The 21,944-nt window shown below is 73.7% G+C and carries 16 protein-coding genes; 8 read left to right on the top strand and 8 right to left on the bottom strand.

The window, feature by feature from the left end:
- Positions 1–37 precede the first annotated feature (37 nt).
- Positions 38–1,846 (bottom strand): serine hydrolase, encoded by a 1,809-nt coding sequence (locus ACIQ9G_RS21265; RefSeq protein WP_403611696.1) that lies wholly within the window; start codon positions 1,844–1,846, stop codon positions 38–40.
- A 374-nt stretch (positions 1,847–2,220) separates the two neighbouring features.
- On the opposite strand from ACIQ9G_RS21265, the gene ACIQ9G_RS21260 reads away from it, so the two are divergent.
- A complete protein-coding gene (locus ACIQ9G_RS21260; RefSeq protein ID WP_403611693.1) occupies positions 2,221–3,720 on the top strand; it encodes an acyl-CoA synthetase in 1,500 nt (499 codons plus the stop codon).
- Positions 3,721–3,738: 18 nt separating this feature from the next.
- Here the strand turns inward: ACIQ9G_RS21260 and paaK are convergent, their stop codons facing one another.
- Positions 3,739–5,034 (bottom strand): phenylacetate--CoA ligase PaaK, encoded by a 1,296-nt coding sequence (paaK, locus tag ACIQ9G_RS21255; RefSeq protein ID WP_403611690.1) that lies wholly within the window; start codon positions 5,032–5,034, stop codon positions 3,739–3,741.
- 196 nt (positions 5,035–5,230) lie between these two features.
- On the opposite strand from paaK, the gene ACIQ9G_RS21250 reads away from it, so the two are divergent.
- The 3 genes from ACIQ9G_RS21250 (at position 5,231) to ACIQ9G_RS21240 (ending at position 7,004) form a co-directional block, all read left to right on the top strand.
- Positions 5,231–5,956 (top strand): alpha/beta fold hydrolase, encoded by a 726-nt coding sequence (locus ACIQ9G_RS21250; protein WP_403611687.1) that lies wholly within the window; start codon positions 5,231–5,233, stop codon positions 5,954–5,956.
- Between the two features lie 185 nt (positions 5,957–6,141).
- Positions 6,142–6,384: a DUF397 domain-containing protein gene (locus tag ACIQ9G_RS21245; RefSeq protein ID WP_392195666.1), complete on the top strand. Its 243-nt coding sequence runs from the start codon at positions 6,142–6,144 to the stop codon at positions 6,382–6,384.
- A gap of 122 nt (positions 6,385–6,506) precedes the next feature.
- Positions 6,507–7,004 carry a hypothetical protein gene (locus ACIQ9G_RS21240; protein WP_392195667.1) on the top strand — a complete coding sequence of 166 codons (498 nt, stop codon included), beginning with the start codon at positions 6,507–6,509 and terminating at the stop codon, positions 7,002–7,004.
- A gap of 73 nt (positions 7,005–7,077) precedes the next feature.
- Here ACIQ9G_RS21240 and ACIQ9G_RS21235 read toward each other — a convergent pair whose 3' ends face one another.
- The gene (locus tag ACIQ9G_RS21235) at positions 7,078–9,066 is read right to left on the bottom strand and encodes an N-acetylmuramoyl-L-alanine amidase (RefSeq protein WP_403611683.1); all 1,989 of its coding nucleotides are present in this window, start codon (positions 9,064–9,066) and stop codon (positions 7,078–7,080) included.
- Positions 9,067–9,339: 273 nt separating this feature from the next.
- Positions 9,340–10,482 (bottom strand): aminoglycoside phosphotransferase family protein, encoded by a 1,143-nt coding sequence (locus ACIQ9G_RS21230; RefSeq protein ID WP_403611680.1) that lies wholly within the window; start codon positions 10,480–10,482, stop codon positions 9,340–9,342.
- A gap of 234 nt (positions 10,483–10,716) precedes the next feature.
- Between ACIQ9G_RS21230 and ACIQ9G_RS21225 the strand changes: the two genes are divergently transcribed.
- Entirely contained in the window at positions 10,717–12,207 is a 1,491-nt protein-coding gene (locus tag ACIQ9G_RS21225; protein WP_403611677.1) for a hypothetical protein, read from the top strand.
- Positions 12,208–12,283: 76 nt separating this feature from the next.
- On the opposite strand, the gene ACIQ9G_RS21220 is transcribed toward ACIQ9G_RS21225, so the two are convergent.
- The gene (locus ACIQ9G_RS21220) at positions 12,284–13,711 is read right to left on the bottom strand and encodes a PP2C family protein-serine/threonine phosphatase (RefSeq protein ID WP_403611674.1); all 1,428 of its coding nucleotides are present in this window, start codon (positions 13,709–13,711) and stop codon (positions 12,284–12,286) included.
- Between the two features lie 413 nt (positions 13,712–14,124).
- On the opposite strand from ACIQ9G_RS21220, the gene ACIQ9G_RS21215 reads away from it, so the two are divergent.
- Positions 14,125–14,538 (top strand): SsgA family sporulation/cell division regulator, encoded by a 414-nt coding sequence (locus ACIQ9G_RS21215; RefSeq protein ID WP_403611671.1) that lies wholly within the window; start codon positions 14,125–14,127, stop codon positions 14,536–14,538.
- Between the two features lie 98 nt (positions 14,539–14,636).
- On the opposite strand, the gene ACIQ9G_RS21210 is transcribed toward ACIQ9G_RS21215, so the two are convergent.
- Both ACIQ9G_RS21210 and ACIQ9G_RS21205 read right to left on the bottom strand, forming a co-directional pair.
- Complete coding sequence (locus ACIQ9G_RS21210; protein WP_403611667.1) at positions 14,637–15,662, bottom strand: Gfo/Idh/MocA family protein; 1,026 nt, start codon at positions 15,660–15,662, stop codon at positions 14,637–14,639.
- Between the two features lie 73 nt (positions 15,663–15,735).
- Positions 15,736–16,836 (bottom strand): chemotaxis protein, encoded by a 1,101-nt coding sequence (locus ACIQ9G_RS21205; RefSeq protein WP_403611663.1) that lies wholly within the window; start codon positions 16,834–16,836, stop codon positions 15,736–15,738.
- A gap of 445 nt (positions 16,837–17,281) precedes the next feature.
- Here ACIQ9G_RS21205 and asnB point away from each other — a divergent pair, with 445 nt between their 5' ends.
- Positions 17,282–19,123: an asparagine synthase (glutamine-hydrolyzing) gene (asnB, locus tag ACIQ9G_RS21200; RefSeq protein ID WP_403611660.1), complete on the top strand. Its 1,842-nt coding sequence runs from the start codon at positions 17,282–17,284 to the stop codon at positions 19,121–19,123.
- Positions 19,124–19,168: 45 nt separating this feature from the next.
- Here the strand turns inward: asnB and ACIQ9G_RS21195 are convergent, their stop codons facing one another.
- A complete protein-coding gene (locus tag ACIQ9G_RS21195) occupies positions 19,169–20,761 on the bottom strand; it encodes an alpha/beta hydrolase (protein ID WP_403611657.1) in 1,593 nt (530 codons plus the stop codon).
- A gap of 391 nt (positions 20,762–21,152) precedes the next feature.
- On the opposite strand from ACIQ9G_RS21195, the gene ACIQ9G_RS21190 reads away from it, so the two are divergent.
- Complete coding sequence (locus ACIQ9G_RS21190) at positions 21,153–21,869, top strand: chaplin (RefSeq protein ID WP_403611654.1); 717 nt, start codon at positions 21,153–21,155, stop codon at positions 21,867–21,869.
- Positions 21,870–21,944: the final 75 nt, after the last annotated feature.

The raw sequence follows: 21,944 nt of genomic DNA, 5'->3' as shown, positions 1-21,944 counted from the left end.
ATTCATGAGGGACGCGCCGGACGTGGTCCCGGGCCGCCTAGTCCCCGGAGACCGCCCAGCCCGTCGCCTCGACGAGGGCGGCATCCCTCGGGCGGGAGTCGTCGAAGAGGACGCCGCCGCCCGCTTCGACGCGCAGGGCGTCGACATAGGCGCCGCGGCCCACGTAAAGGCGGTCGGTCGTGCAGCGCCAGCGCAAGGCGAGGCGGCGGTCGGCGGGGAGGGCGGCCGTCAGGCGGTGCCAGGCGCGGCCGGACCAGCCGGTGGCGGTGCCCGCGGGATGCTCCTCGGGCTCCTCGCCGGGGCGCACGGTCGTGAAGGGGACCGGCTGCCAGGTGCTGCCGCCGTCCGTCGTGGACTCCAGGGCGAGGACGTCCGAGACGGGCTCGGTGTCCCACCACAGGGCGCAGCGCAGCCGCGCGTCGCCGGCGGAGGTGTCGAGCGGGGGCAGCGCGAGCGTCGCGTTCGTGGCGTTCGCCATCCCGGAGAACCAGGCGGTACGGCCCCGCGCCGGACGGACCGGGACGGCGCGCGCCAGGTTGTTGCCGGCGGCGACCCGGGGAGCGGACCCCGAGCGCCAACCGCGCACCGGATGAACCGAGTTGCCGAGCACGATGAGGAAGGAGTCGGTCGTCGGGTCGAGCACCAGCGAGGTGCCGGTGAAGCCGGTGTGCCCGGCGGTGCGCGGCGTGGCCATCGCGCCCATGTACCAGTGCTGGTAGAGCTCGAAGCCGAGGCCGTGCTCGTCGCCGGGGAAGGCGGTGTTGAAGTCGGTGAACATCAGCTCCACCGACTCCGGCCGCAGGATCCGCGCCCGTCCGTAGGAACCGCCGTTGAGCAGCGTGCGGCCCAGAATCGCGAGGTCCCACGCGCAGGAGAACACCCCCGCGTGTCCGGCGACACCGCCCAGGGAGAACGCGTTCTCGTCGTGCACCTCGCCCCACACGAGCCCGCGGTCCAGCCCCGACCACGGCGTACGGGCGTCCTCCGTGGCCGCGATCCCCGGTCTCCAGGACGCGGGCGGGTTGTACCGCGTGCTGTCGAGCCCGAGCGGCCCGGTGACCTCCTCGTGCAGCAGTGTGTCCAGTGCCCGGTGGGTGATCCTCTCCAGCACCAGTTGCAGGGAGATCAGGTTCAGGTCCGAGTAGAGGTACGCGGTGCCGGGCGGGTTGAGCGGCGCCTCGTCGAGGACGAGCCGCACCCTCTCCTCGTACGTCGGCGCCTTGTACAGCGGCAGCCAGGCGCGGAATCCCGAGGTGTGGGTAAGGAGTTGACGGACAGTCACGTCCTGCTTGCCCGCGTGGCCGAAGTCCGGCAGGTACGAGGCGACCCTGCCCTCCAGCTCCAGCGCCCCCCGCTCGATCTGCTGCACCGCCAGGATCGAGGTGAACAGCTTGGAGACGGAGGCCAGGTCGAACACGGTGTCCCGGGTCATGGGGAGCTGCCGGTCGGCGGGGAACTCGACCCCGGTGTCGGTCGTCTCGTCGTACGCCGAGTAGCGCACCGCCATGCCGATCGGCTCGTGCAGCGCCACCGTGCCACCGCGCCCCGCGAGCAGCACGGCACCCGCGTACCACGGGTGCTTGGGGGAGGGGCCGAGGAACGCCTCGGCGTCGGTGACCAGTTGACGCAGGGAGGCGGCGAGCAGCCCCGCGCGCTCGGGCGAGCCGTGCCGCAGCGTGGGACGTCCGTCCGCCGCGGCCGTCGCCGCGGTGCCGGGCGCCGCGCCGGCCGGACCCGCCGGCAGTGGCGCCAGGGCGAGCGCGCCGCCCAACGCCATGGACAGGCGCCCCACTTGGCGGCGGGTGAGTCCGCCCCTGTCGCCGCTCCCCGCCGTGCCGTCGGTCATCCGGAGGCCTCCCGTCGCACCGCCTGAAAGTATCTTTCGTGACGTGCCCTGCGGGATGAAACTTTCGTGTCAGACGTGGTCCGTGTCAACGGGGCGTGCGCGCGCTTCCCGGCCACCGAGCCACCCGCCCGGCCGGCCGCCGACGCCCCCGGACCGTCGACTCGTCCCGGAACTCCCCCGCGATCCCGACGGCAAGCAGTACGAACACCGCCTGCGCGCCCCGTACCGGAAGGACGGCGCACCCGTACCGGAAGGACGGCACACCCGTACCGGAAGGACCGCACCCGCCCGGTGCGACCGGAGCCGCTCTCGCCCGGTGCGTCCGGGGCCGTGCCCCTTGACCTCGTCGCGTGGGCCGCCGATGATCGCGTGGCATGACGCCCGGACACGGCAGCACCGTCGACGGGGTGCTGCGGCGCAGCGCCCGGCGCACACCGGCTCGCGTGGCCCTCGAGTACGGCGAGCGCGCCTGGACGTACGAGGAACTCGACGACGCCGTCTCGCGCGCCGCGCGCGTCCTGCGGGACCGGGGACTCGCACCCGGCGACCGGGTCGGCGCCTTCGGGCACAACTCGGACGCCTACCTCATCGCCTTCCTCGCCTGCGCCCGCGCGGGCCTGGTGCACGTGCCGGTCAACCAGAACCTCACCGGCGACGACCTCGCCTACATCGTCGGCCAGTCCGGCGCCGCGCTCGTCCTGGCCGACCCGGATCTCGCCGGCCGGCTGCCCGGCGACGTGCCGACGCTGCCGCTGCGCGACGCCGGCGACGCGCTGCTGGACCGGCTGCGCACCACACCGCCGTACGACGGCCCCGAACCGCGCGGCGAGGACGTGGTGCAGCTGCTGTACACCTCGGGCACCACCGCGCTGCCCAAGGGCGCGATGATGACGCACCGGGCGCTGGTCCACGAGTACCTGAGCGCCATCACCGCCCTCGACCTGAGCGCGGGGGACCGGCCCGTGCACGCATTGCCGCTGTACCACTCGGCGCAGATGCACGTGTTCCTGCTGCCGTACCTCGCCGTCGGCGCGACGAACGTCGTCCTCGACGCCCCCGACGGCGACCGCCTGTTCGACCTGATCGAGGCGGGGCGCGCGGACAGCCTGTTCGCCCCGCCCACGGTGTGGATCGGCCTGGCGAACCGCCCCGACTTCCCCGCCCGCGACCTCGGCGGCCTGCGCAAGGCCTACTACGGGGCGTCGATCATGCCGGTCCCGGTCCTGGAGCGGCTCCGCGCCCGCCTGCCCGGCCTGGCCTTCTACAACTGCTTCGGGCAGAGCGAGATCGGCCCCCTGGCCATGGTGCTGGGGCCCGACGAGCACCAGGGCCGGATGGACTCCTGCGGCCGGCCGGTGCTGTTCGTGGACGCCCGGGTGGTCGGCGAGGACGGCAAGGACGTGCCCGACGGCACACCCGGCGAGATCGTGTACCGCTCCCCGCAGTTGTGCGAGGGCTACTGGGACAAGCCCGAGGAGACCGCCGAGGCGTTCCGCGACGGCTGGTTCCACTCCGGGGACCTCGCGGTGCGCGACCCGCACGGGTACTACACGGTGGTGGACCGGGTGAAGGACGTCATCAACTCCGGTGGCGTGCTGGTGGCCTCCCGCCAGGTCGAGGACGCGCTCTACACGCACGACCAGGTCGCCGAGGCGGCCGTGGTCGGCCTCCCCGACGACCGGTGGATCGAGGCCGTCACCGCGTTCGTGGTCCCGCGCGGCGAGGTCACCGAGGCCGGGCTCGTCGCCCACGTCCGCGACCGGCTGCCCCACTTCAAGGCGCCCAAGCGGGTGGTGTTCGTCGACGAACTCCCGCGCAACGCCAGCGGGAAGATCCTCAAGCGGGAGCTGAGGGACCGCTTCGGCGGGCGGTAGGACCGCCGACGGGCCGGATCAGGACCGCAGATCCACGATCCGCCTGATCTTGCCCACCGAACGCTCCAGGGACTCCGGTTCGACGACCTCCACCGCGACCGACACCCCGACGCCGTCCTTCACCGCGGCCGCGATCGTCCGTGCCGCGGCCTCGCGCACCTCGGGTCCGGCGTCGGGACGGGCCTCGGCGCGCACCGTCAGGGCGTCCAGGCGGCCCTCCCGGGTCAGCCGCAGCTGGAAGTGGGGCGCGACGCCCGGCGTGCGCAGCACGATCTCCTCGATCTGGGTGGGGAAGAGGTTCACCCCGCGCAGGATCACCATGTCGTCGCTGCGGCCGGTGATCTTCTCCATCCGCCGGAAGACCCGGGCGGTGCCCGGCAGCAGCCGCGTGAGGTCCCGCGTGCGGTAGCGGATCACCGGCATGGCCTCCTTGGTGAGCGAGGTGAACACCAGCTCCCCCTCCTCGCCCTCCGGAAGCACCTCGCCGGTGATCGGGTCGACCACCTCCGGGAAGAAGTGGTCCTCCCAGATGTGCAGCCCGTCCTTGGTCTCCACGCACTCCTGCGCGACACCCGGCCCTATCACCTCCGACAGCCCGTAGATGTCGACCGCGTCTATCGCGAACCGCTCCTCGATCTCCCGCCGCATCTCCTCCGTCCAGGGTTCGGCGCCGAAGACGCCGACGCGCAGGGAGGTGCCGCGCGGGTCGACGCCCTGCCGCTCGAACTCGTCGAGGAGCGTGAGCATGTACGACGGCGTCACCATGATGATCCCGGGCCGCAGGTCCTGGATCAGCTGGACCTGGCGGGCGGTCATCCCCCCGGAGGCCGGGACGACCGTGCAGCCCAGCCGCTCCGCGCCGTAGTGGGCGCCGAGGCCGCCGGTGAACAGGCCGTATCCGTACGCCACGTGCACGATGTCCCCGGGCCGGCCGCCCGCCGCGCGGATCGAACGGGCCACCATGTCCGCCCACAGGGACAGGTCGTTGTCGGTGTAGCCGACGACCGTGGGGCGCCCGGTGGTGCCGCTGGAGGCGTGGATGCGGCGCACGCGCTCACGGGGCACGGCGAACATGCCGTACGGGTAGTTGTCGCGCAGGTCCGCCTTGGTGGTGAACGGGAAACGGGCCAGGTCGGCGAGCGAGCGGCAGTCGTCCGGGCGCACCCCGGCCTTGTCGAAGGACTCCCGGTAGAACGGCACGTTCTCGTACGCGTGCCGCAGCGAGGCCCGCAGCCGCTCCAGCTGAAGCGCCCGCAGTCCCTCCGCGTCGAGCCGTTCCCCCGCGTCCAGCAGCTCCTTCGCGGCATCCGCCATCGGAAGTCTCCCTCACCGAATGTGACAATCCAGGCGACCGATCATTCGGTCAGGTGCTGAGGATCAGTAATCCAGCCGCCCCGGCCCCAGGCAAGACCCGAAGCCCCACTTTCTCGCCACGGAACCGGCGGCCGGCCGTTCTGCCCTCGGCAGAGCGGCCGTGGTGCGCGCGGTGCCCGCGGCTAGCGTGCCCGGCATGGACATGGAGCCGCGCACCGTCGTCGCCAACGGCATCACGATCGCCTACCGCGTCTGGGGGCCCGAGGACGCCCCGCCCGTCCTGCTGCTGCACTGCCGCGGCGCCGACGGCGCGGACTGGGCGCCGGTCGCCGAACGGCTGGCCGCCGGGCCGGAACCGCGCCGGGTGTACGCCCCGGACCTGCGCGGCCACGGCCGCAGCGACTGGCCGGGCAGCGTGCCGGGCGCGGGCCCCGAGGTGTACGCGTACGCCACCCTGCGCGACGACGTCCGGGCCTTCCTCGCCGTGCTCGGCATCGAGCGCACCGACGTCGTGGGCCACTCGCTCGGCGGCGCCGTCGCCTACCTGCTCGCGCAGCACACGCCCGGTGCCGTACGGCGTCTCGTCCTGGAGGACGTGCCCGCGCCGGTGCCGCTGGATCCGCCCCGGCCGCCCGCCGAACGCCCCGACGGCGACCTGCCGTTCGACTGGGCGATGGTGCGGGCCACCGACGAGCAGCGCAACGCCCCCGACCCCGCCTGGTGGGACGGCATGGCCCGGATCATCGCGCCGGTGCTGCTCGTCGCGGGCGGCCCGGACAGCCTGATCCCGCAGGACCAGATCGCCACCCTGGCCGGCCTGCTCCCCGACGCCCGGACGGTGACCGTCGACGCGGGCCACCTGGTGCACGCGACGCGGCCGGGGGAGTTCCTGGCGGCGGTCGGGCCCTTTCTGGCCGGCTGAGCACCGGCCCGGCCGCTCAGCCCTCCGCCGCCGCCGCCACCTCCCGCGCCCCGTGGTGGTCCGCCTTCCCGCTCGGCGAGCGCCGGATCGCCCCGACTCCTGAAAGGCAGCCCTCACGTGGCCTGTCGGCGGTCGGACACGATCGCTAGGCTGGCCGCGGACGACGAGTCGGGAGGAGCACGGACGTGGCCGAGACCATCACCCAGCAGCACCCCCTCGCGGGATGGGACAAGCCGGAGCTGGACCTCAGCAACGCCGAATGGCAGTCCAGCAGCCGTGGGCGGGGGGATGTCCAGATCGCCTTTGTCGAGGGATTCATCGCGATGCGCAACAGCGGCCGGCCGGAGAGTCCCTCCCTGATCTTCACCCCCGCGGAGTGGGGGGCGTTCGTGTCGGGAGCCCGGGAGGGCGAGTTCGACCTCACCTGACGGGGGCCGGCCGGGAGGAACGGCAGCGGGCCCGCCGGACCGGCTCGCCCGGGGGTGGATTCTCCTCCGGATGGTGGCCCACCGCACGTCGCGCCGCGGGCGGAGCCACGTACCATGGCCGCATGTCGTTCCTCCGTCGCCGCAGCGCCACGCCCGCCGGGCCCGACTTCGACGTCCTGGCCATGGACCCGGGCGACTGGCCCGGCAATCTCGGAGCCGGGCTGCTGCCCGCGCCCGACGGCACCTGCCAGGGCGTGTTCCTGCGCTACGACCTGTTCGGCGGCCGCGGGACCGCGATGATCATCGGCAACCTTCCCGAGGGCTCCCCGGCGCGTGAGGTTCCCGACGGCGAGGTTCCCTTCGAGGTGGCCCAGCTGCTGCTCGCCCTGGAGAACGACGAGGAGGTCACCGTCTCCGGCGTCGAGGACATGCCGGTGCTGCAGGGCGACAACCTCATGATCGTGCGCCGGCTGAAGCTCTCCGAAAGCCGGATCTCCTGCGTGCAGTTCGACCGCAGCGACGGCGTCCTGGTGACCATCGCCGCCTGGGACCGCCCGATCACCGACGACCTGTACGCCCTGCTCAAGCCGCTGCCCGCGGAGCTGTTCCAGCAGGGCTGACACCCGGCTCGCGGCACCCGGTACGACGAGGGCCGGCCCCGTGGGGCCGGCCCTCGCCCGGTTCACGCGCCTCCTACGACCCCGACCGCGCCACCCGCACGTCCGCGGCCCGCACGAACGCCACCCGGTGACCGAACTGGATCTCGTAGTACAGGTCCTTGCCGACGACGACCCGGTGCGAGTCCGTGGTGAAGGTGACCGAGTAGTAGTACTCGCCGGGCACCTCGTCGCCGACCACGTACTTCTGGCCCGCGAGCAGCTTGTACGGAAGCGGCGACACCGACTGCGCGGGCACCCCCGCCGGGTAGGCCGCCGCCTCCGGGTAGGCCCGCCCGTACACCGGCACGCTGTCCGCCCCGGCCCTGGGCGTCACCACGACACCGGCCGCGTCGACCGCCGTCGGCTGCTTCCCCGGGTTCTGGAACCAGGCCTTCTGGCCCAGGTACCAGATCGCCGTCCAGTCGCCCTGACGGTCGGCGACCGCGAACTGCTGACCCGTCTCGGCCCGCGAGCCCGTGTCGTTGACGTCGGTCGTCGAGGCGCTGCCGTCCGGCCTCAGCCCGATGTCCTTGATCAGCGGGGAGGCCGTGTCGGGCTGCGAGTACAGCCGCACCTCGCTGGAGCCGTGGTCCGGGCACGGGGTGCCGGAACCGGAGCAGCCCGTGTACTGCGGCTGGTTGGCGGCGTAGTCCGGCCGGATCGTCACCAGCCCGCCGTTCTTGCCCGCGGTGGGCTCGAAGGGGTGGTCCAGCAGCTCGAAGTAGTGCCGCCAGTCCCAGAAGGGGCCCGGGTCGGTGTGCATGCCGGGGATGGTCGAGGTGGTCGGGCCCGGCACCGTGTCGTGGCCGAGGATGTGCTGCCGGTCCAGCGGGATGCGGTACGTCTCGGCGAGGTACTTCACCAGCCGCGCCGAGGACCGGTACATCGCCTCCGTGTACCAGGCGTCCGGGGAGGCGAGGAAGCCCTCGTGCTCCAGGCCGATCGACTCGGCGTTGACGTACCAGTTGCCCGCGTGCCACGCCACGTCCTTGGCCTTCACATGCTGGGCGATGTGCCCGTCCGTGGAGCGCAGCGTGTAGTTCCACGACACATAGGTGGGGTCCTGGACCAGGTTGAGGACGCCGTCCCAGCGCCCCTCCGTGTCGTGCACCACGATGTACCGGATGCTCTGCGACGCGGGCCGGTCGCCCAGGTCGTGGTTGCCGTAGTCGTCGTTGCCGAACTGCTCGTACGGGGCCGGTACCCATTCGCAGGACACCGAGGACGGGCATTCCGTGCCGGCCGCGGAGACGTGCCGCAGGCCGGTCAGCCCCAACTGGGCGGCGTCCGGGGCCAGCCCCGGCCGGGCGGCCAGGACCATCAGCTGTCCGGCGTCCGTGGTGCGCCGTTCCCCGGACCGGATGACGGCGTACACGTCGTTCGCGTACGCCGCCGCCGTGGCGGTGTCGTCCGCGCCGGAGAACCTGGCCACCGCCCCGTACCACTCGGCGGGGTCCTCGCTCAGCGGCTCGCCGAGCTCCTTCTGGGTGGCGGCCAGCAGTGCCGCGCCGCCCGCCACGTTCGCGGCCTCGTCGCCGCGCAGCCGCTCGGCGGGGATCCCGGTCAGCCGCGCGGCCCTGGCCAGGGTCTTCAGGCGGTCGGGCAGCGCGGATTCGTCGGGCACCTTCGGAACGGGGCGCAGGGCGGTGCGGGCAGCGTCGCCGCGCGCGTCCTCGGAGCCCTCGCTGTGGTGCGGGGCCCGGCCGAGCGCGGTGCGCGCGTCCGTCAGGTGCATCGGGCCGTAGCCGCCGGTGACGCTCGCGGCGCCGCCGTGCGCGTCCCAGCGGGACTGGAGGTAGGAGACGCCCAGCAGGACGCTGAGCGGTACGTGGTACTCGGCGGCCGCGGTGTCGAACGCCCGTTGCAGCCTGCCGCCGTCGGACGCGCCGGGGCCGGTGGCGCCGGCGGAGGGCGCGGCGCCCAGCAGCGGCAGCAGCAGGGCCGCGGAGGCGACCGCGCCCGCGGTTCTGCGCGCGCGTCCGCGGGCCGGCACGGGTCTGGGGTCGGTGGCGGATCCTGGCAATGCAGCCTCCTGGGGCACGGGGGGTGGCGGGGCGTGCGGGGCCGGCGTGGGTCAGTGGTACCGGCTGTCCGACGATCCGTCAATCATGCCCACAGCAAGGCGATTTCCCATGTCAACCGGGGTCCCGGCGAGTTTCGCGGCGACGCCCCGCGGGCCTGCGGGGCGTCAGTGGAGTACACCAATGGCCCCCACCGGGACCCCGCCGAAAGCGGGACACGACAAAGGTCCGCGGTGCGCCGCCCGTGGCGGGCGCCCCGCGGACCGTCGTCCCCTTCAGCGAGTGCCGACCGCCGCGCGCACGGCCCGCCGGGCCAGCTGGCAGTCGTCGTGCAGCCGCCGCAGCAGCAGCCGCTGCTCCTCGCCGGACGGCACGGCACCCGCGAGGGCCGAGCCCGGCGCCGCCGGGGCCGCGTCGTGCATCGAGCGCTGCACGGCCGTCTCGTACGTGCGGATCTCACGGGTCAGCACGAGCATCAGGTTCACCAGGAAGGCGTCCCGCGCGGCGGGCCCCGCCGACTGCGCGAGCTGGCTGATCTGCCGCCGCGCCACCGGCGCGTCGCCGAGGACCGACCACAGCGTCGCCAGGTCGTAGCCCGGCAGGTACCAGCCCGCGTGCTCCCAGTCCACCAGCACTGGACCGGCCGGTGAGAGCAGGATGTTCGCGAGCAGTGCGTCGCCGTGGCAGAACTGGCCCATGCCCTGCCGGCCCGCCGCGTGCGCGATTCCGTGCAGCAGCTTCTGCAGGTCGCCCATGTCGCGGTCGGTGAGCAGCCCCAGCTCGTGGTACCGGGAGATGCGTGCCGCGTAGTCCAGCGGGGCGTCGAACGTGCCCGCCGGCGGACGCCACGCGTTCAGCCGGCAGATCGCGCCGAGCGCCGCCCTGATGTCCGCCCGCGGCGGGGTCTCCGCCGGGTGCCGCTGGAGCGCCGCCACCCGGCCGGGCATCCGCTCGATCACCAGCGTGCAGTTGTCCGGGTCCGCCGCGATCAACCGGGGCACCCGCACCGGCGGGCGCTGCCGGACGAACGAGCGGTATGCCGCTATCTCGTGGCGGTAGCGCTCGGCCCAGGCGGGGGAGTGGTCGAGTAAGCACTTGGCGACGGCCGTGCTGCGCCCGGTCGTGCCGACCAGGAGCACGGACCGCCCGCTGCGGCGCAGCACCTGCACCGGAGAGAACTCCGGGCAGATGCGGTGCACCGAGGCGATCGCGGTGCGCAGCTGGGCGCCCTGGGGGCCGGACAAGTCGAGTCTCCCGCTGAGCGGTGGCGTGCCGAGCCCCGCGGGGCGCCGCGGCCGTCCCGCACCGAGTACGGGGGCCGGCCCCGGCCGGGCGGGGTCGAGGTAGGGGCCGCCGACGCCCGGGCGGGCGCGCAGCGGCCGGGGCGGGGCGGACACGGAGGACGATGCTGCGTACATGGGAGAGACAGATCCCTTCGTGTGCCTGCTGCTTCGGTGCGCGTCCCGGCCCGGACGCCCGGGTGCACCCTGGGGAATGTCCCTCGGCGACCGGGTCGGGGTGGCGCGTTCCTACCTGACACCTGACGCCCCGTGGCACACCATCTGGCGCACCCTGGCGAACCGTGGCGAATAGTCGCCCGGCAACTCTCGGCGGGTCTACTGTCAACTCAGCCGAGTACCTGGGGGCTTGACGTGAGCGGACAACCCAACACCCGCCTGGCGGACCTGTTCGGCCTGGCCGGCTGGTCCAAGGGAGAACTCGCGAGGCTGGTCAACCGGCAGGCGGCGGCCATGGGCCACCCCCAGCTGGCGACCGACACCTCCCGGGTGCGGCGTTGGATCGACATGGGAGAGATCCCGCGCGATCCGGTGCCGCGGGTGCTGGCGGCTCTGTTCACCGAGCGTCTCGGCCGTGTCGTGACCATCGAGGACCTTGGTCTGGTACGGCACGGGCGTGCGGGGAAACGGCAGGGCGACGGGAATGCGGAACATCCCGACGGAGTGCCGTGGGCGCCCGAGCGGACCGCCGCGGTCCTCACCGAATTCACGGGAATGGACCTCATGCTCAACCGACGCGGCTTGGTGGGCGCGGGCGCCGCGCTCGCCGCGGGATCCGCACTCAGCAGCGCCATGCACGACTGGCTGCACACCGATCCGGCACTCACGGCAGACGCCCCGAAACTCAACCATCCCCTGCACGCCGACCCCGCTGGGTTCGACCGCTACGAGGCCGCCCCCATCGGGTCGCAGGAGATCGAGGAACTGGAACGCTCGGTCGAGGTGTTCCGGGCCTGGGACGCGGCCCGCGGGGGCGGGCTGCAACGCAAGGCCGTGGTGGGCCAGCTCAACGAGGTGGGCGGGATGCTCGCCTACCGTCACCCACCGCATCTCCAGCGGCGCCTGTGGGGCGTCGCCGCCAACCTCGCCGTCCTCGCGGGCTGGATGTCCCACGACGTCGGCCTGGAGCCCACGGCCCAGAAGTACTTCGTCATCGCCGCCCATGCCGCGCGCGAGGGCGGCGACCGGCCGCGGGCCGGCGAGGCGCTCTCCCGCGCCGCGCGCCAGATGGTGCACCTGGGCCGCCCCGACGACGCGCTGGACCTGATGAAGCTCGCCCAGTCCGGCTCGGGCGACGAGGTGCTGCCGCGCACCCGGGCGATGCTCTACACCATCGAGGCCTGGGCACAGGCGTCGATGGGCAAGGGCCAGGCCATGCGCCGCACCCTCGGCCAGGCGGAGGACCTCTTCGTCTCCGACAAGAGCGACGTGCCGCCGCCGAGCTGGATGCAGACCTTCAAGGAGGAGGACCTGCTGGGGATGCAGGCCCTCGCCTACCGCACGCTGGCCGAGCACGAGCCCGCCGCGGCAGCGCACGCCCAGTACTACGCGGACAAGGCACTGGCCCTGCGCAACGACGGCCGGCAGCGGTCGAAGATCTTCGACTTCCTGTCCATGGCCTCCGCCTGCTTCATCGCCGACGACCCGGAACAGGCGGACCGGTACGCGCGGCTGGCCCTGGTGTCGATGGGGTCCAACTCCTCCCACCGCACCTGGGACCGGCTGCGCGAGATGTACCGGCTCACCGCCCAGTACTCCGGCTACCCGAAGATCTACGAGCTGCGGGAGGAGATCCGGCAGGCCCTGCCCAGGGTGAAGGGCAAGGGCAGCGGCGCTCAGGTGTAGCGCCCGAGTACGGGAGGGCGGCGCACGGGTACGGACGTGCGGCGCACGTGAGCGGGAGCACCTGCCCGTTCGTGCCTCAGGCGATCCGGGCGACGAGCACGCAGGCGTCGTCCTCGCGCTCGTTCTCGCCGAACTCCTCCACGACGGTCCGTACACAGTCCTGCGCGGTGCGCGCCCCGCCGAGTCTCGGGGCGAGCCCGAGCAGTCGCCGCACGGTGGCCGGTCCGGCACGCCGCGGCCCCAGGCCGTCGGTGTGCAGCAGGAGCAGGTCGCCCGCCTTCAGGGTCTCCTCGGCCTGCCCGTACACGGCCGACGAGGTGGCGCCGAGCAGCACGCCGTCCGGTGCGTCCAGCACGCGCCCCGTCCCGTCGCGGAACAGCAGCGGGGCGGGGTGGCCCGCCTGGGCCCACACCAGGGTCCGGGTGGCGGGCCGGTAGCGGCAGCAGACGGCGCTGCCCAGGGCGGGCTGCGCGGTGGCGTCCAGCAACTGGTTGAGCAGGGCCATGAGCCGGCCGGGTCCGGTGCCTGCCATGGCCATGCCCCGCAGGGCGCCGAGGAGCATCGCCATCTCCGAGGTCACGGTCGGCCCGTGCCCGGTCAGGTCGCCCACGCTGAGCAGGGTGTCGCCGTCGGACAGCTCCAGCGCGTCGTACCAGTCGCCGCCGATCAGTGTGCTGGTCGAGGCCGGCAGGTAGTGGGCCGCCAGATCCAGGCCGGGGTGTCCCCGGTGCGGCGGCCGCGCGGAGCCGCGCCACGGCGGCAGCACGGCCTCCTGGAACTCGACCGCGAGCCGGTGCTCGGTCTGCGCGCGGTGCCGGTGGTGCTGGAGCGAGTCGCGGGTCTCGCGTTCCGTCCGCTGGCTGCGGCGCAGTTCGCTGACGTCGCGCAGTACGGCCCACATCGCGTCGGTGCCGCCGTCGGCGCCGAGCACCGGCTCGCCCATCATGTGCACGGTGCGCAGCGTGCCGTCGGGCCGCACGACTCGGAACTCCCCGTCGATGGGCTTGGCGTCCACGAGGCAGTCCGTGACCATGGCGGTGAGCCGGGGCCGGTCCGCGTCGAGCACCAGGGAGGGCAGTTCGTCGAGGGTGAGGGGCGGGGCCGCGGGGTCCCGGCCGAGGAGCTGGTAGAGCTCGCCGGACCAGGTGGCCTCGTCCGTCAGCAGGTTCCACTCGGCGCTGCCGACCCGGCCGAGCGGTTCACCGTGCGGCCGTCCGCCCGGCGCGGCCGGGGCCAGGGCCTCCGCCCCGGCGTACACGGCCACCGGGGGCGGCCCGTCCCGCAGTTGCGCCAAGTGCTCGTCGAGGTCGTTGAGCTGGTGCAGGGCCAGATCGCACAGTGCCCGCTCCCACCGGCCCCGCGGGTCCGAACCGTCGTCCTGCGCGTCCCGCCGTACGGCGTCCACGTCCCCCTTGAGGCGGCGCGCCTGCGATATGAGGGCGTCGACCGAGCCGCGTCCGGGCGGCTGCGCGGGTGGGTGGTCCGCGGAGAGGTGGGACGGCATGACGCACTCCGAAGGGACGGTACGGCCAAGGCGGCGGGAGGGACCGTTACGACTGTTGCACAGCCCGCGACGCCCCGTAAGGGATTTGGCAACACCCGATACGGTGGTGCTTCTGGCATATGCCACAGTCTCCCCGACCTCATCGGGAGTCACCTCTGCCCTACGCGTCCCGCCGGTCAAGTCGTAGGCGGCCTACGTGATTTGAGGGGCCGCGTGGGGTTTCCGGTGCGCGTTCATGCGGGTGTTCGACGGCAGTGTGTTCCCTTCTGGTCCGCAGTGCGGCATCCGGTCCGGAAGGGTGACGCAGGTCACAGTAATTGGGTCGGGCGGAGGCGTAATGCAAACGGCTCCTGCGGACTCCTAACAGCACACGGCACAGCCGGCCGACCTCCGACCCGCAGGGGAGACCGACCATGGACGTCACGCTCGAACAGCACGCCCGCGCCCGCCTGATCACCGCGGACGAGGAGGCGCTCCCCGTGCCCGTCACACTGCGCTACGCCTGCGCGGACCCGCTGGCCGTGCACCTGGACTTCCCGCCGGAGGTCTGCCTCGACGGCGGCCCGGTCTCCTGGACCTTCTCCCGGGCCCTGCTGGAGGAGGGGCTCGGGCAGCCCGCCGGAGCCGGGGACGTGCACCTGTGGCCCTGCGGAGACGGCCGTACGGTACTGGAGCTGCACTCGGTGTCCGGCCTGGCCCTGCTCCAGTTCGACACGGCGGCGCTGCGCCGCTTCCTGCTGCGCAGCTACGCCGTGGTCGCGGTCGGCGAGGAGGACGTGGCCGCCGAGGTCGACCGCGGGCTGAACGCCCTGTTCGGTGCGGTGTGAGCGGTTCGGAACGGAGCGCGGCCCCCGAGCGGGCTCCGGCCCACGACTCGGCGGGCCCCGGTGCGCCGGCCGCGCCGGGCCGGGCGCGCCGGCGGCGGTCAGTGGCCGGGCACGGCGTACAGGCCGGGGCGCGGGGCGAGTTCGACCGTCGCGCGCCGGCCGTCGTCCAGCGCCCGGACCCCCGCCTCGGCGACGACGGACGCGGCGTAGCCGTCCCACGCGCTCGGGCCGGTGACCCGCCCCCGCCGGGTGGCGTCGACCCAGGCCCGCACCTCACGGTCGTAGGCGTCGGCGAACCGTACGAGGTAGTCCCGCGGCACGTCCTCGCGGGCGCCGCCCCGGGAGGTGACGACCATGGCGTGGCCCTCGCCGATCCGGGCGCTGCCCGCCTCGCAGACCGCCTCGCAGCGCACCTGGTAGCCGAAGCCACAGTTGACGAAGACCTCCACGTCCACCAGGGCGCCGCGCTCGGTCTCGAACAGCACGAACTGCGGGTCCGCCAGGCCCTCGGGCGCACCCGCCGACGGCGCGGGACGCAGCACGGTCACGGCGGTCAGCTCCTGGCCGAGCAGCCAGCGGGCCGCGTCGATCTCGTGCGACACGGAGCTGTTGATCAGCATGGCGCTGGTGAAGTGGTCCGGCGACGACACGTTGCGGTGCGTGCAGTGCAGCATCAGCGGCCGGCCCAGCCCTCCGCCGTCCAGCAGGGACTTCAGGCGGCCGTACTCGGCGTCGTAGCGGCGCATGAACCCGATCTGCGCCAGCCGCCGCCCGAGCCGCGCCTCCGCCTCCACGACGCGCAGCGCCCCCGCCGAGTCCGGCACCATCGGCTTCTCGCACAGCACCGGCAGCCCGCGCGCGAAGGCCGCGAGCAGCGCCTCCTCGTGCGCGGGGCCCGGCGACGCGATCAGTACGGCGTCGACGCCGGGCGCGTCCAGGGCGGCCGCCGCGTCCGTGTGCACCGAGGCACCCTCGATGCCGCCCAGGGCCTCCTCGGCCCGGGCGGTGTCGGGGTCGGCGACGGCGGCCACCCTGGCCCCGCTCACTACCCGGTCCAGCCGTCGTATGTGATCGGCCCCCATGTGCCCGGCACCCAGCACGGCCACGCCCAGCAGGTCACCCACGTGCGCACTCCCCTGTCCGCCGACTGTCCCGCCGTAGCGTAGGACCTCGGCGCGGGCGGCCGCCCGGGCGCCCTCAGTAGCGCAGCACTCCGGCGATCCCCTGCGCGTCGCCCAGGGTGCCGTCCGGCACGAAGCGGACCTCGGCCCCGGTCTCCAGGCACCGCTCGACGATCTCGTCCACGATGTCCTCGCGGGCCTTCAGGTCGCCGCTGTCGGCGGGCACGAGGTGGTCGCCCACGACGTCGCGCACCCGCACCCGGAAGTCCTCCTCGACGGCCAGCAGCCGCACCCGGCCCTCCCGGGCGTTCTGCCAGACCTCGTCGACGCCCGCCGCGAACTCCTTGCGCCCGCGGGCGCTCTCCAGTTCCCGGGCCACGGCCGCGGCACTGTCACGCGCCTCCGCCTCCTGGACCGGCCGGATCGCCCGCCACACGGCCTCGTGGCTGCCGTGCGCCAGCCCGCCGTGCGGCACGTGCACCGCGTCCCCGGCGACGCTGCCGACCTCGTCGAGGACGGTCAGCGCCTCCTGCTCGCCGGTGACGTACACCGGGCGCGGATGCTCGCGCAGGAGGGCCCCCAGCGCGCCGTCCGCCTCGCGCAGGAACTGGCGGGTGCGCTGGTCGCGGAAGACGCTCGGCGCGTCGCCGATCTGCTCCTGGCGCTCGGCGTCGAAGTTCTCGGCGAGATCCCTGGTCAGCGGGAAGCCGCCGATGCGCTCCTCCGTGACCCGGCCGGAACCGCCGCTCCACAGCGTCACGCGGTCGGCCGAGACCGAGAGCACCCAGAACGGGCGCTCGGCGGTCTGCGCGGAGACCAGGTTGCGGGTCAGGAAGGTGTCCGAGAGCACCACGCGCTCCGGCACGGTGCGGGCCAGCGACCACACCTGGTGCTCGCCCGGGGCGGCGAAGATCGCCAGCCCGTCCTCGGCGAAGGCGAGGTCCACCTCGGCGAGGGCCTGGTCGAGCTGCCGGACGACGTCGGTGCGCCGCTCCCGGCTGATCGCCGGGTCGGCCTCCAGCTGCTTCTTGGCCTCGGCCACGACATTGCGCAGCCGGACCGGATCCTGGGTGTTGTCCGGCTCGCGGCGGTGGGTCGGCGTGAGCACCGACACCGCGGGATAGGGGCGCGGACGCCGCAGCTCGGCGAGGGTGGCGGGACTCAGATCGTGCTCCATAGACAGCACCATAGGACCGATTCACGGATCAGGCATTCGGGGCAATTCGATTCGCCGTGCGGGGTGGTGCGGTGTTATGGGCGGTGTCGTGCGAGGCCGGTGCGGGGGTGGTCCAGTGCCCGTGGCGGGCGGGTCCCGTACCGACGGGAGTGCGTCAACTCCACACGCGCACCGGGAGGTTGGGGAAGTCTTTACCCATGGCCGAAATCCCCGCGGGCCGCCCCGGTGCGCGGCCCCGCGCCGACTGTCCCGGAGGCAAAACGCGGCCGAAACCACCGGGGTCGCCCCTCCCGGCCGGGTCACCTCCGCGTTGACCGCTCCCGCGCCGGTGATCCACGCTCGTGGTCCAGATGCTCGATACAACCGGTTCGCCGGGCCCCGGCACCCGCCGTGTCCACGCAGGTGAGCGGCCCCCACCGGCGAGCGGGACGGCGGGAGGTCGGACATGTGCGGCATCACCGGCTGGGTCTCCTACGACCGCGACCTGCGCACCGCGGCCGCGGCCCTGCACGCGATGACGGAGACGATGGCCTGCCGCGGCCCCGACGACCGCGGCGTCTGGACCGACGGGCCCGCCGCGCTCGGCCACCGCAGGCTCGCCGTGATCGACCTGCCCGGCGGCCGCCAGCCGATGACCGCGGGCACCCCCGACGGCACGGTCGCCCTCGTCTACTCGGGCGAGAGCTACAACTTCACCGAACTGCGCCGCGAACTCACCGCGCACGGCCACCGCTTCGGCACCGACTCCGACACCGAGGTCGTCCTGCGCGGCTACCTCGCATGGGGCGACGCCGTCGCCGAACGCCTCAACGGCATGTACGCCTTCGCCGTCTGGGACGGCCGCCACGACCGGCTCGTCATGGTCCGCGACCGCATGGGCATCAAGCCCTTCTACTACCACCCCACCCCCGACGGCGTCCTCTTCGGCTCCGAGCCCAAGGCGATCCTCGCCAACCCGCTGGCCCGCCCCCGGGTGCGCCTCGACGGCCTGCGCGAGCTGTTCACCTTCGTCAAGACGCCGGGCCACGCCGTGTGGGACGGGATGCGCGAGGTCGAACCCGGCACCGTCGTCACCGTGGACCGCACGGGTGTGCGCACCCGCGCCTACTGGCGGCTGGAGACCCGGCCGCACCCCGACGACCGGGCCACGACGATCGCCACTGTCCGCTCCCTCCTGGACGACATCGTGCGCCGCCAGCTGGTCGCGGACGTACCGCGCTGCACCCTGCTCTCCGGCGGGCTGGACTCCTCCGCCATGACGGCGCTCGCCGCCCGGCAACTCGCCGAGGAGGGCGAGCGGGTGCGCAGTTTCGCCGTCGACTTCGCGGGCCGGGCCGACCACTTCGTCGCCGACGACCTGCGCGGCACCCCCGACGGGCCGTTCGTGCACGACGTGGCGCGCGCGTCGGACACCGACCACCAGGACATCGTGCTCGACGCGCACACCCTCGCCGACCCGGCTGTCCGGGAGAAGGTGATCCGGGCCCGCGACGTGCCCATGGGCTTCGGCGACATGGACGCCTCGCTCTACCTGCTGTTCCGCAGCGTCCGCGACCACTCCACCGTCGCCCTGTCCGGCGAGTCCGCCGACGAAATCTTCGGCGGCTATCTGCAGTTCTTCGACGAGAACGCCCGCCGCTCCGGCACCTTCCCCTGGCTGGTGCGGTACGCCCGGGACTTCGGCGAGGACACCGAGGTCCTGCGTCCCGACCTCACCCGGGCCCTGGACCTCGGCGGATACGTCGCCGACGGCTACCGCACCGCCGTGTCCGGCATCGACCGCCTGGACGGCGAGAGCGACTTCGAGTACCGGATGCGCCGGATCTGCCACCTCCACCTCACCCGCTTCGTACGCGCCCTGCTCGACCGCAAGGACCGTATGAGCATGGCGGTCGGCCTGGAGGTCAGGGTGCCCTTCTGCGACCACCGGCTCGTCGAGTACGTCTACAACGCCCCCTGGTCCCTGAAGTCGTTCGACGGCCGGGAGAAGAGCCTGCTCAGGGAGGCGACGGCGGACCTGCTGCCGAAGTCCGTGTACGACAGGGTCAAGAGCCCCTATCCGTCCACCCAGGACCCCAAGTACGCGGTCGCCCTCCAGGACCACGTCAAGGACCTGCTCGCCCGGCCGGGCCATCCGGTCTTCGACCTCGTCGACCGGGAGCGGGTGCGCCGGGCCGCGCACCACGACGCCCCGGTGAGCACCCAGGCGGCGCGGCGCGGCCTGGAGAAGACCCTCGACCTGGCCCTCTGGCTGGACCTCTACCGCCCGGAGATCGTCGTCGGCTGAGCTCCGCCCTGCCTCAGCCGCCCTCTGCCTCAGCCGCCCCCGGCCTCAGCCGCCCGCTTCCCTCGCCGGGTCCGCCGGGCAGGAGCTGCCGCTGGGCGGCAGGGAGCCGTACAGCAGGAAGTCGTTCACCTTGCGGTGCACGCACTTGGAGGACGCGTATCCGGTGTGCCCGTCGCCCTTGTTGTCGAGGACCACGGCCGACGGGCCGAGCCGCTTCGCGGTCTCCACGGTCCAGCGGTACGGCGTGGCCGGGTCGCCCCGCGTGCCGACCAGGAGCATCTTCGCGGTGTCGACGTCCTTCACCTTCTCGCGGATGTAGTCGGTGCCCCTGGGACGGCCGAAGCACATGAGCAGTTCCGTGAGCCGGTACGTGCCGAAGACCGGCGAGGCCTCCTGGTACTCGGCACGCAGCCTGCCGAGATCCGCGGTGATCTGCCCGGCGCTCGGCCGGTCGGGGTCGTCGGCGCAGTTGATCGCCATCATCGCGGCCCCCAGGTTGTCCGTCGGGACCTCGGCCGGATCGGCCAGTCCGCCGTCGTGCCGCTGTGTCCGCCGTCCCCTCGGCAGGGCGACACCGCCGGAGGAGAACGACTCGATCGCGCGGGTGTCACCGTCCTCGATCAGCGAGGCCACGGCCCGCTCCAGCGACGGCCACATCTGCCTGCTGTAGAGCGCCTGTCCGATCGCGCCGACGAGTTCCTGGCCGGACAGCCGGCCGCCGGAACCCGTCAGCACGGGGTTCGCGTCGAGCGAGCGGACGAGCCGCAGGACCTGGCCGCCCGCCTGCCGCCGGTCCTGCCCGAAGGGACAGGCGACGTCCTGCACGCACCAGCCGAGGAAGTCGTCCAGCGCCGTCTGCTGCCCCTCGGCGGCCACCCTGCCCTGCTCGGCGAGTGGCTCGGTCAGGGTGTCCACCCCGTCCAGCGCCAGGCGACCCACCTTGCCGGGGAACTCGGCCGCGTACACCGCGCCGAGCCTGCTGCCGTAGGAGAAACCCAGGTAGTTCAGCTTCCCGTCGCCGAGCGCCTGCCGTATGACGTCCAGGTCCCGGGCGGCGTCGACGGTGCCTATGTGGGGCAGGACCGGGCCGGAGTGCTGCGCGCACGCGGCCGCGACCTTCCGCCACCGCTCCAGGGTCGCCCTGGGATCGCGCAGGTCCAGGGCGCCCTCAGCGTCGGACGTGGCCGGATCGGCGCCCGCTCCGCAGCTGACCGGGGAGGACCGGCCCACGCCCCGCGGGTCGAAGGAGACCACGTCGTAGCCGTTGGTCAGGTCCATGAACTCCTTGCCGTCCGTCGCGAGGGCCGTGACGCCCGAACCGCCGGGCCCGCCGAAGTTCAGCACCACCGAGCCCCGCGAGGGCCCGGTCGCGCGATAGCGGGCTAGGGCCAGCTCGAGGGTGCCGCCCTGCGGCCGGGCGTAGTCGAGCGGGACGGTGACCTTGCCGCACTGCAGGTCCTCCGGCAGACCCGCCTCGCACGCCCCCCATGTCACGTGCTGCCGGTGGAACCGGGCCGGATCGGGCCGCTCGTCGGCCGCGGCCGACGCCGGAAGTCCCGCCCCGAGCAGGGCCAGTGCCACGAGGCCCACGCCCGCGCCGCGCCGGCCCGTGGCTCGCCTCGACAGCTTGGCCTGCATCGATGCCTCCAGGGACGCTCCGCTGCGGACCGGGATCCACGCTCCCGCTCACCTTAAGCGGCCCCCCTGGGCCGCGCCTCCCGGCGATCGGCGTCGACGGCCGTCGCCGCGGGGCCGGTTCCGGCTGCCGGTCCCGGCGACCGGTCCGGGCGGCGGTCAGGCCGGGCGGTGCTGAGGGCCGGGGTGCGGGGGCGGCTGCGCGGGGCGGTGTGTCCGTCCCGCCCCTCGCCGACGGGGCGGGTCTTCACCGGCCGGGCGGCTTTCGTACGTCGTTCGATCGCCATGCCCCCCAAAAGGGTGAAAGGCGGTCAACCCATAACCGGAATCGTTCACCAGCGTTTTACCCGGTGCGGGTGAGCGCCCGCGACCTTGTCTGGAAGGCAGAACACCTATGAAACGGCTTACCCGAAACGGTGTGATCGCCGTCGCCGCCGCCTCCGGCGCGATGGCCGTGGCGGGTCCGGTGTATGCCGACGCGGCGGCGGACGGCATCGCGGCCGGCTCGCCCGGCCTGATCTCCGGCAACACCATCCAGCTTCCCGTGCACGTCCCGGTGAACGTCTGCGGGAACACGGTGAACGTGGTGGGGCTGTTGAACCCCGCGGCCGGTAACACCTGTGCCAACGCGTCCACCGGCGACGCCGGGGGCGCGCAGGCGCAGAGCACCACGCAGGACTCGCCCGGAGTCGTCTCCGGCAACGGGGTGCAACTGCCCGTGGACCTGCCGGTGAACGTCTCCGGCAACTCGGCGAACGCGGTGGCAGTCGCCAACCCCGTCTTCGGCAACAGCTCGACGAACGGCTCCGGCAACCCGACGCAGCCGGTCACGCCGGTCACGCCGGTCACGCCGGTCACGCCGACCACGCCGGTCACGCCGACCACGCCGGCCACCCCGAACACGCCGACCACCAACACGCCGCCGACGCGCACCAAGCCGGAGCCGGCGCCGCGCCCGGTGCACCAGGCGCCGCAGCCCGCTCCGCGGGCCGAGGGGTCGCTGGCCCACACCGGCGCCGACCAGACGCTCCCCGCCGTCGCCGCCAGCGCGGCGCTCATGCTCGGCGGAGCGGCCCTGTACCGGCGCTTCCGGCCCGGCGCGAGCCGCTGACCGACGTGTGAGCACGGCGGCGAGCCGGCCCCACCGGGTCCGTGACCGGTGGGGCCGGCGCCGTCACGGTTGCCG

Origin of the sequence: Streptomyces sp. NPDC096152 (assembly GCF_044763235.1) — a bacterium.
GTDB lineage: Bacteria > Actinomycetota > Actinomycetes > Streptomycetales > Streptomycetaceae > Streptomyces.
The sequence above is the reverse complement of the archived record's forward strand: the minus strand, read 5'-3'. Positions and strand labels throughout refer to the sequence as shown.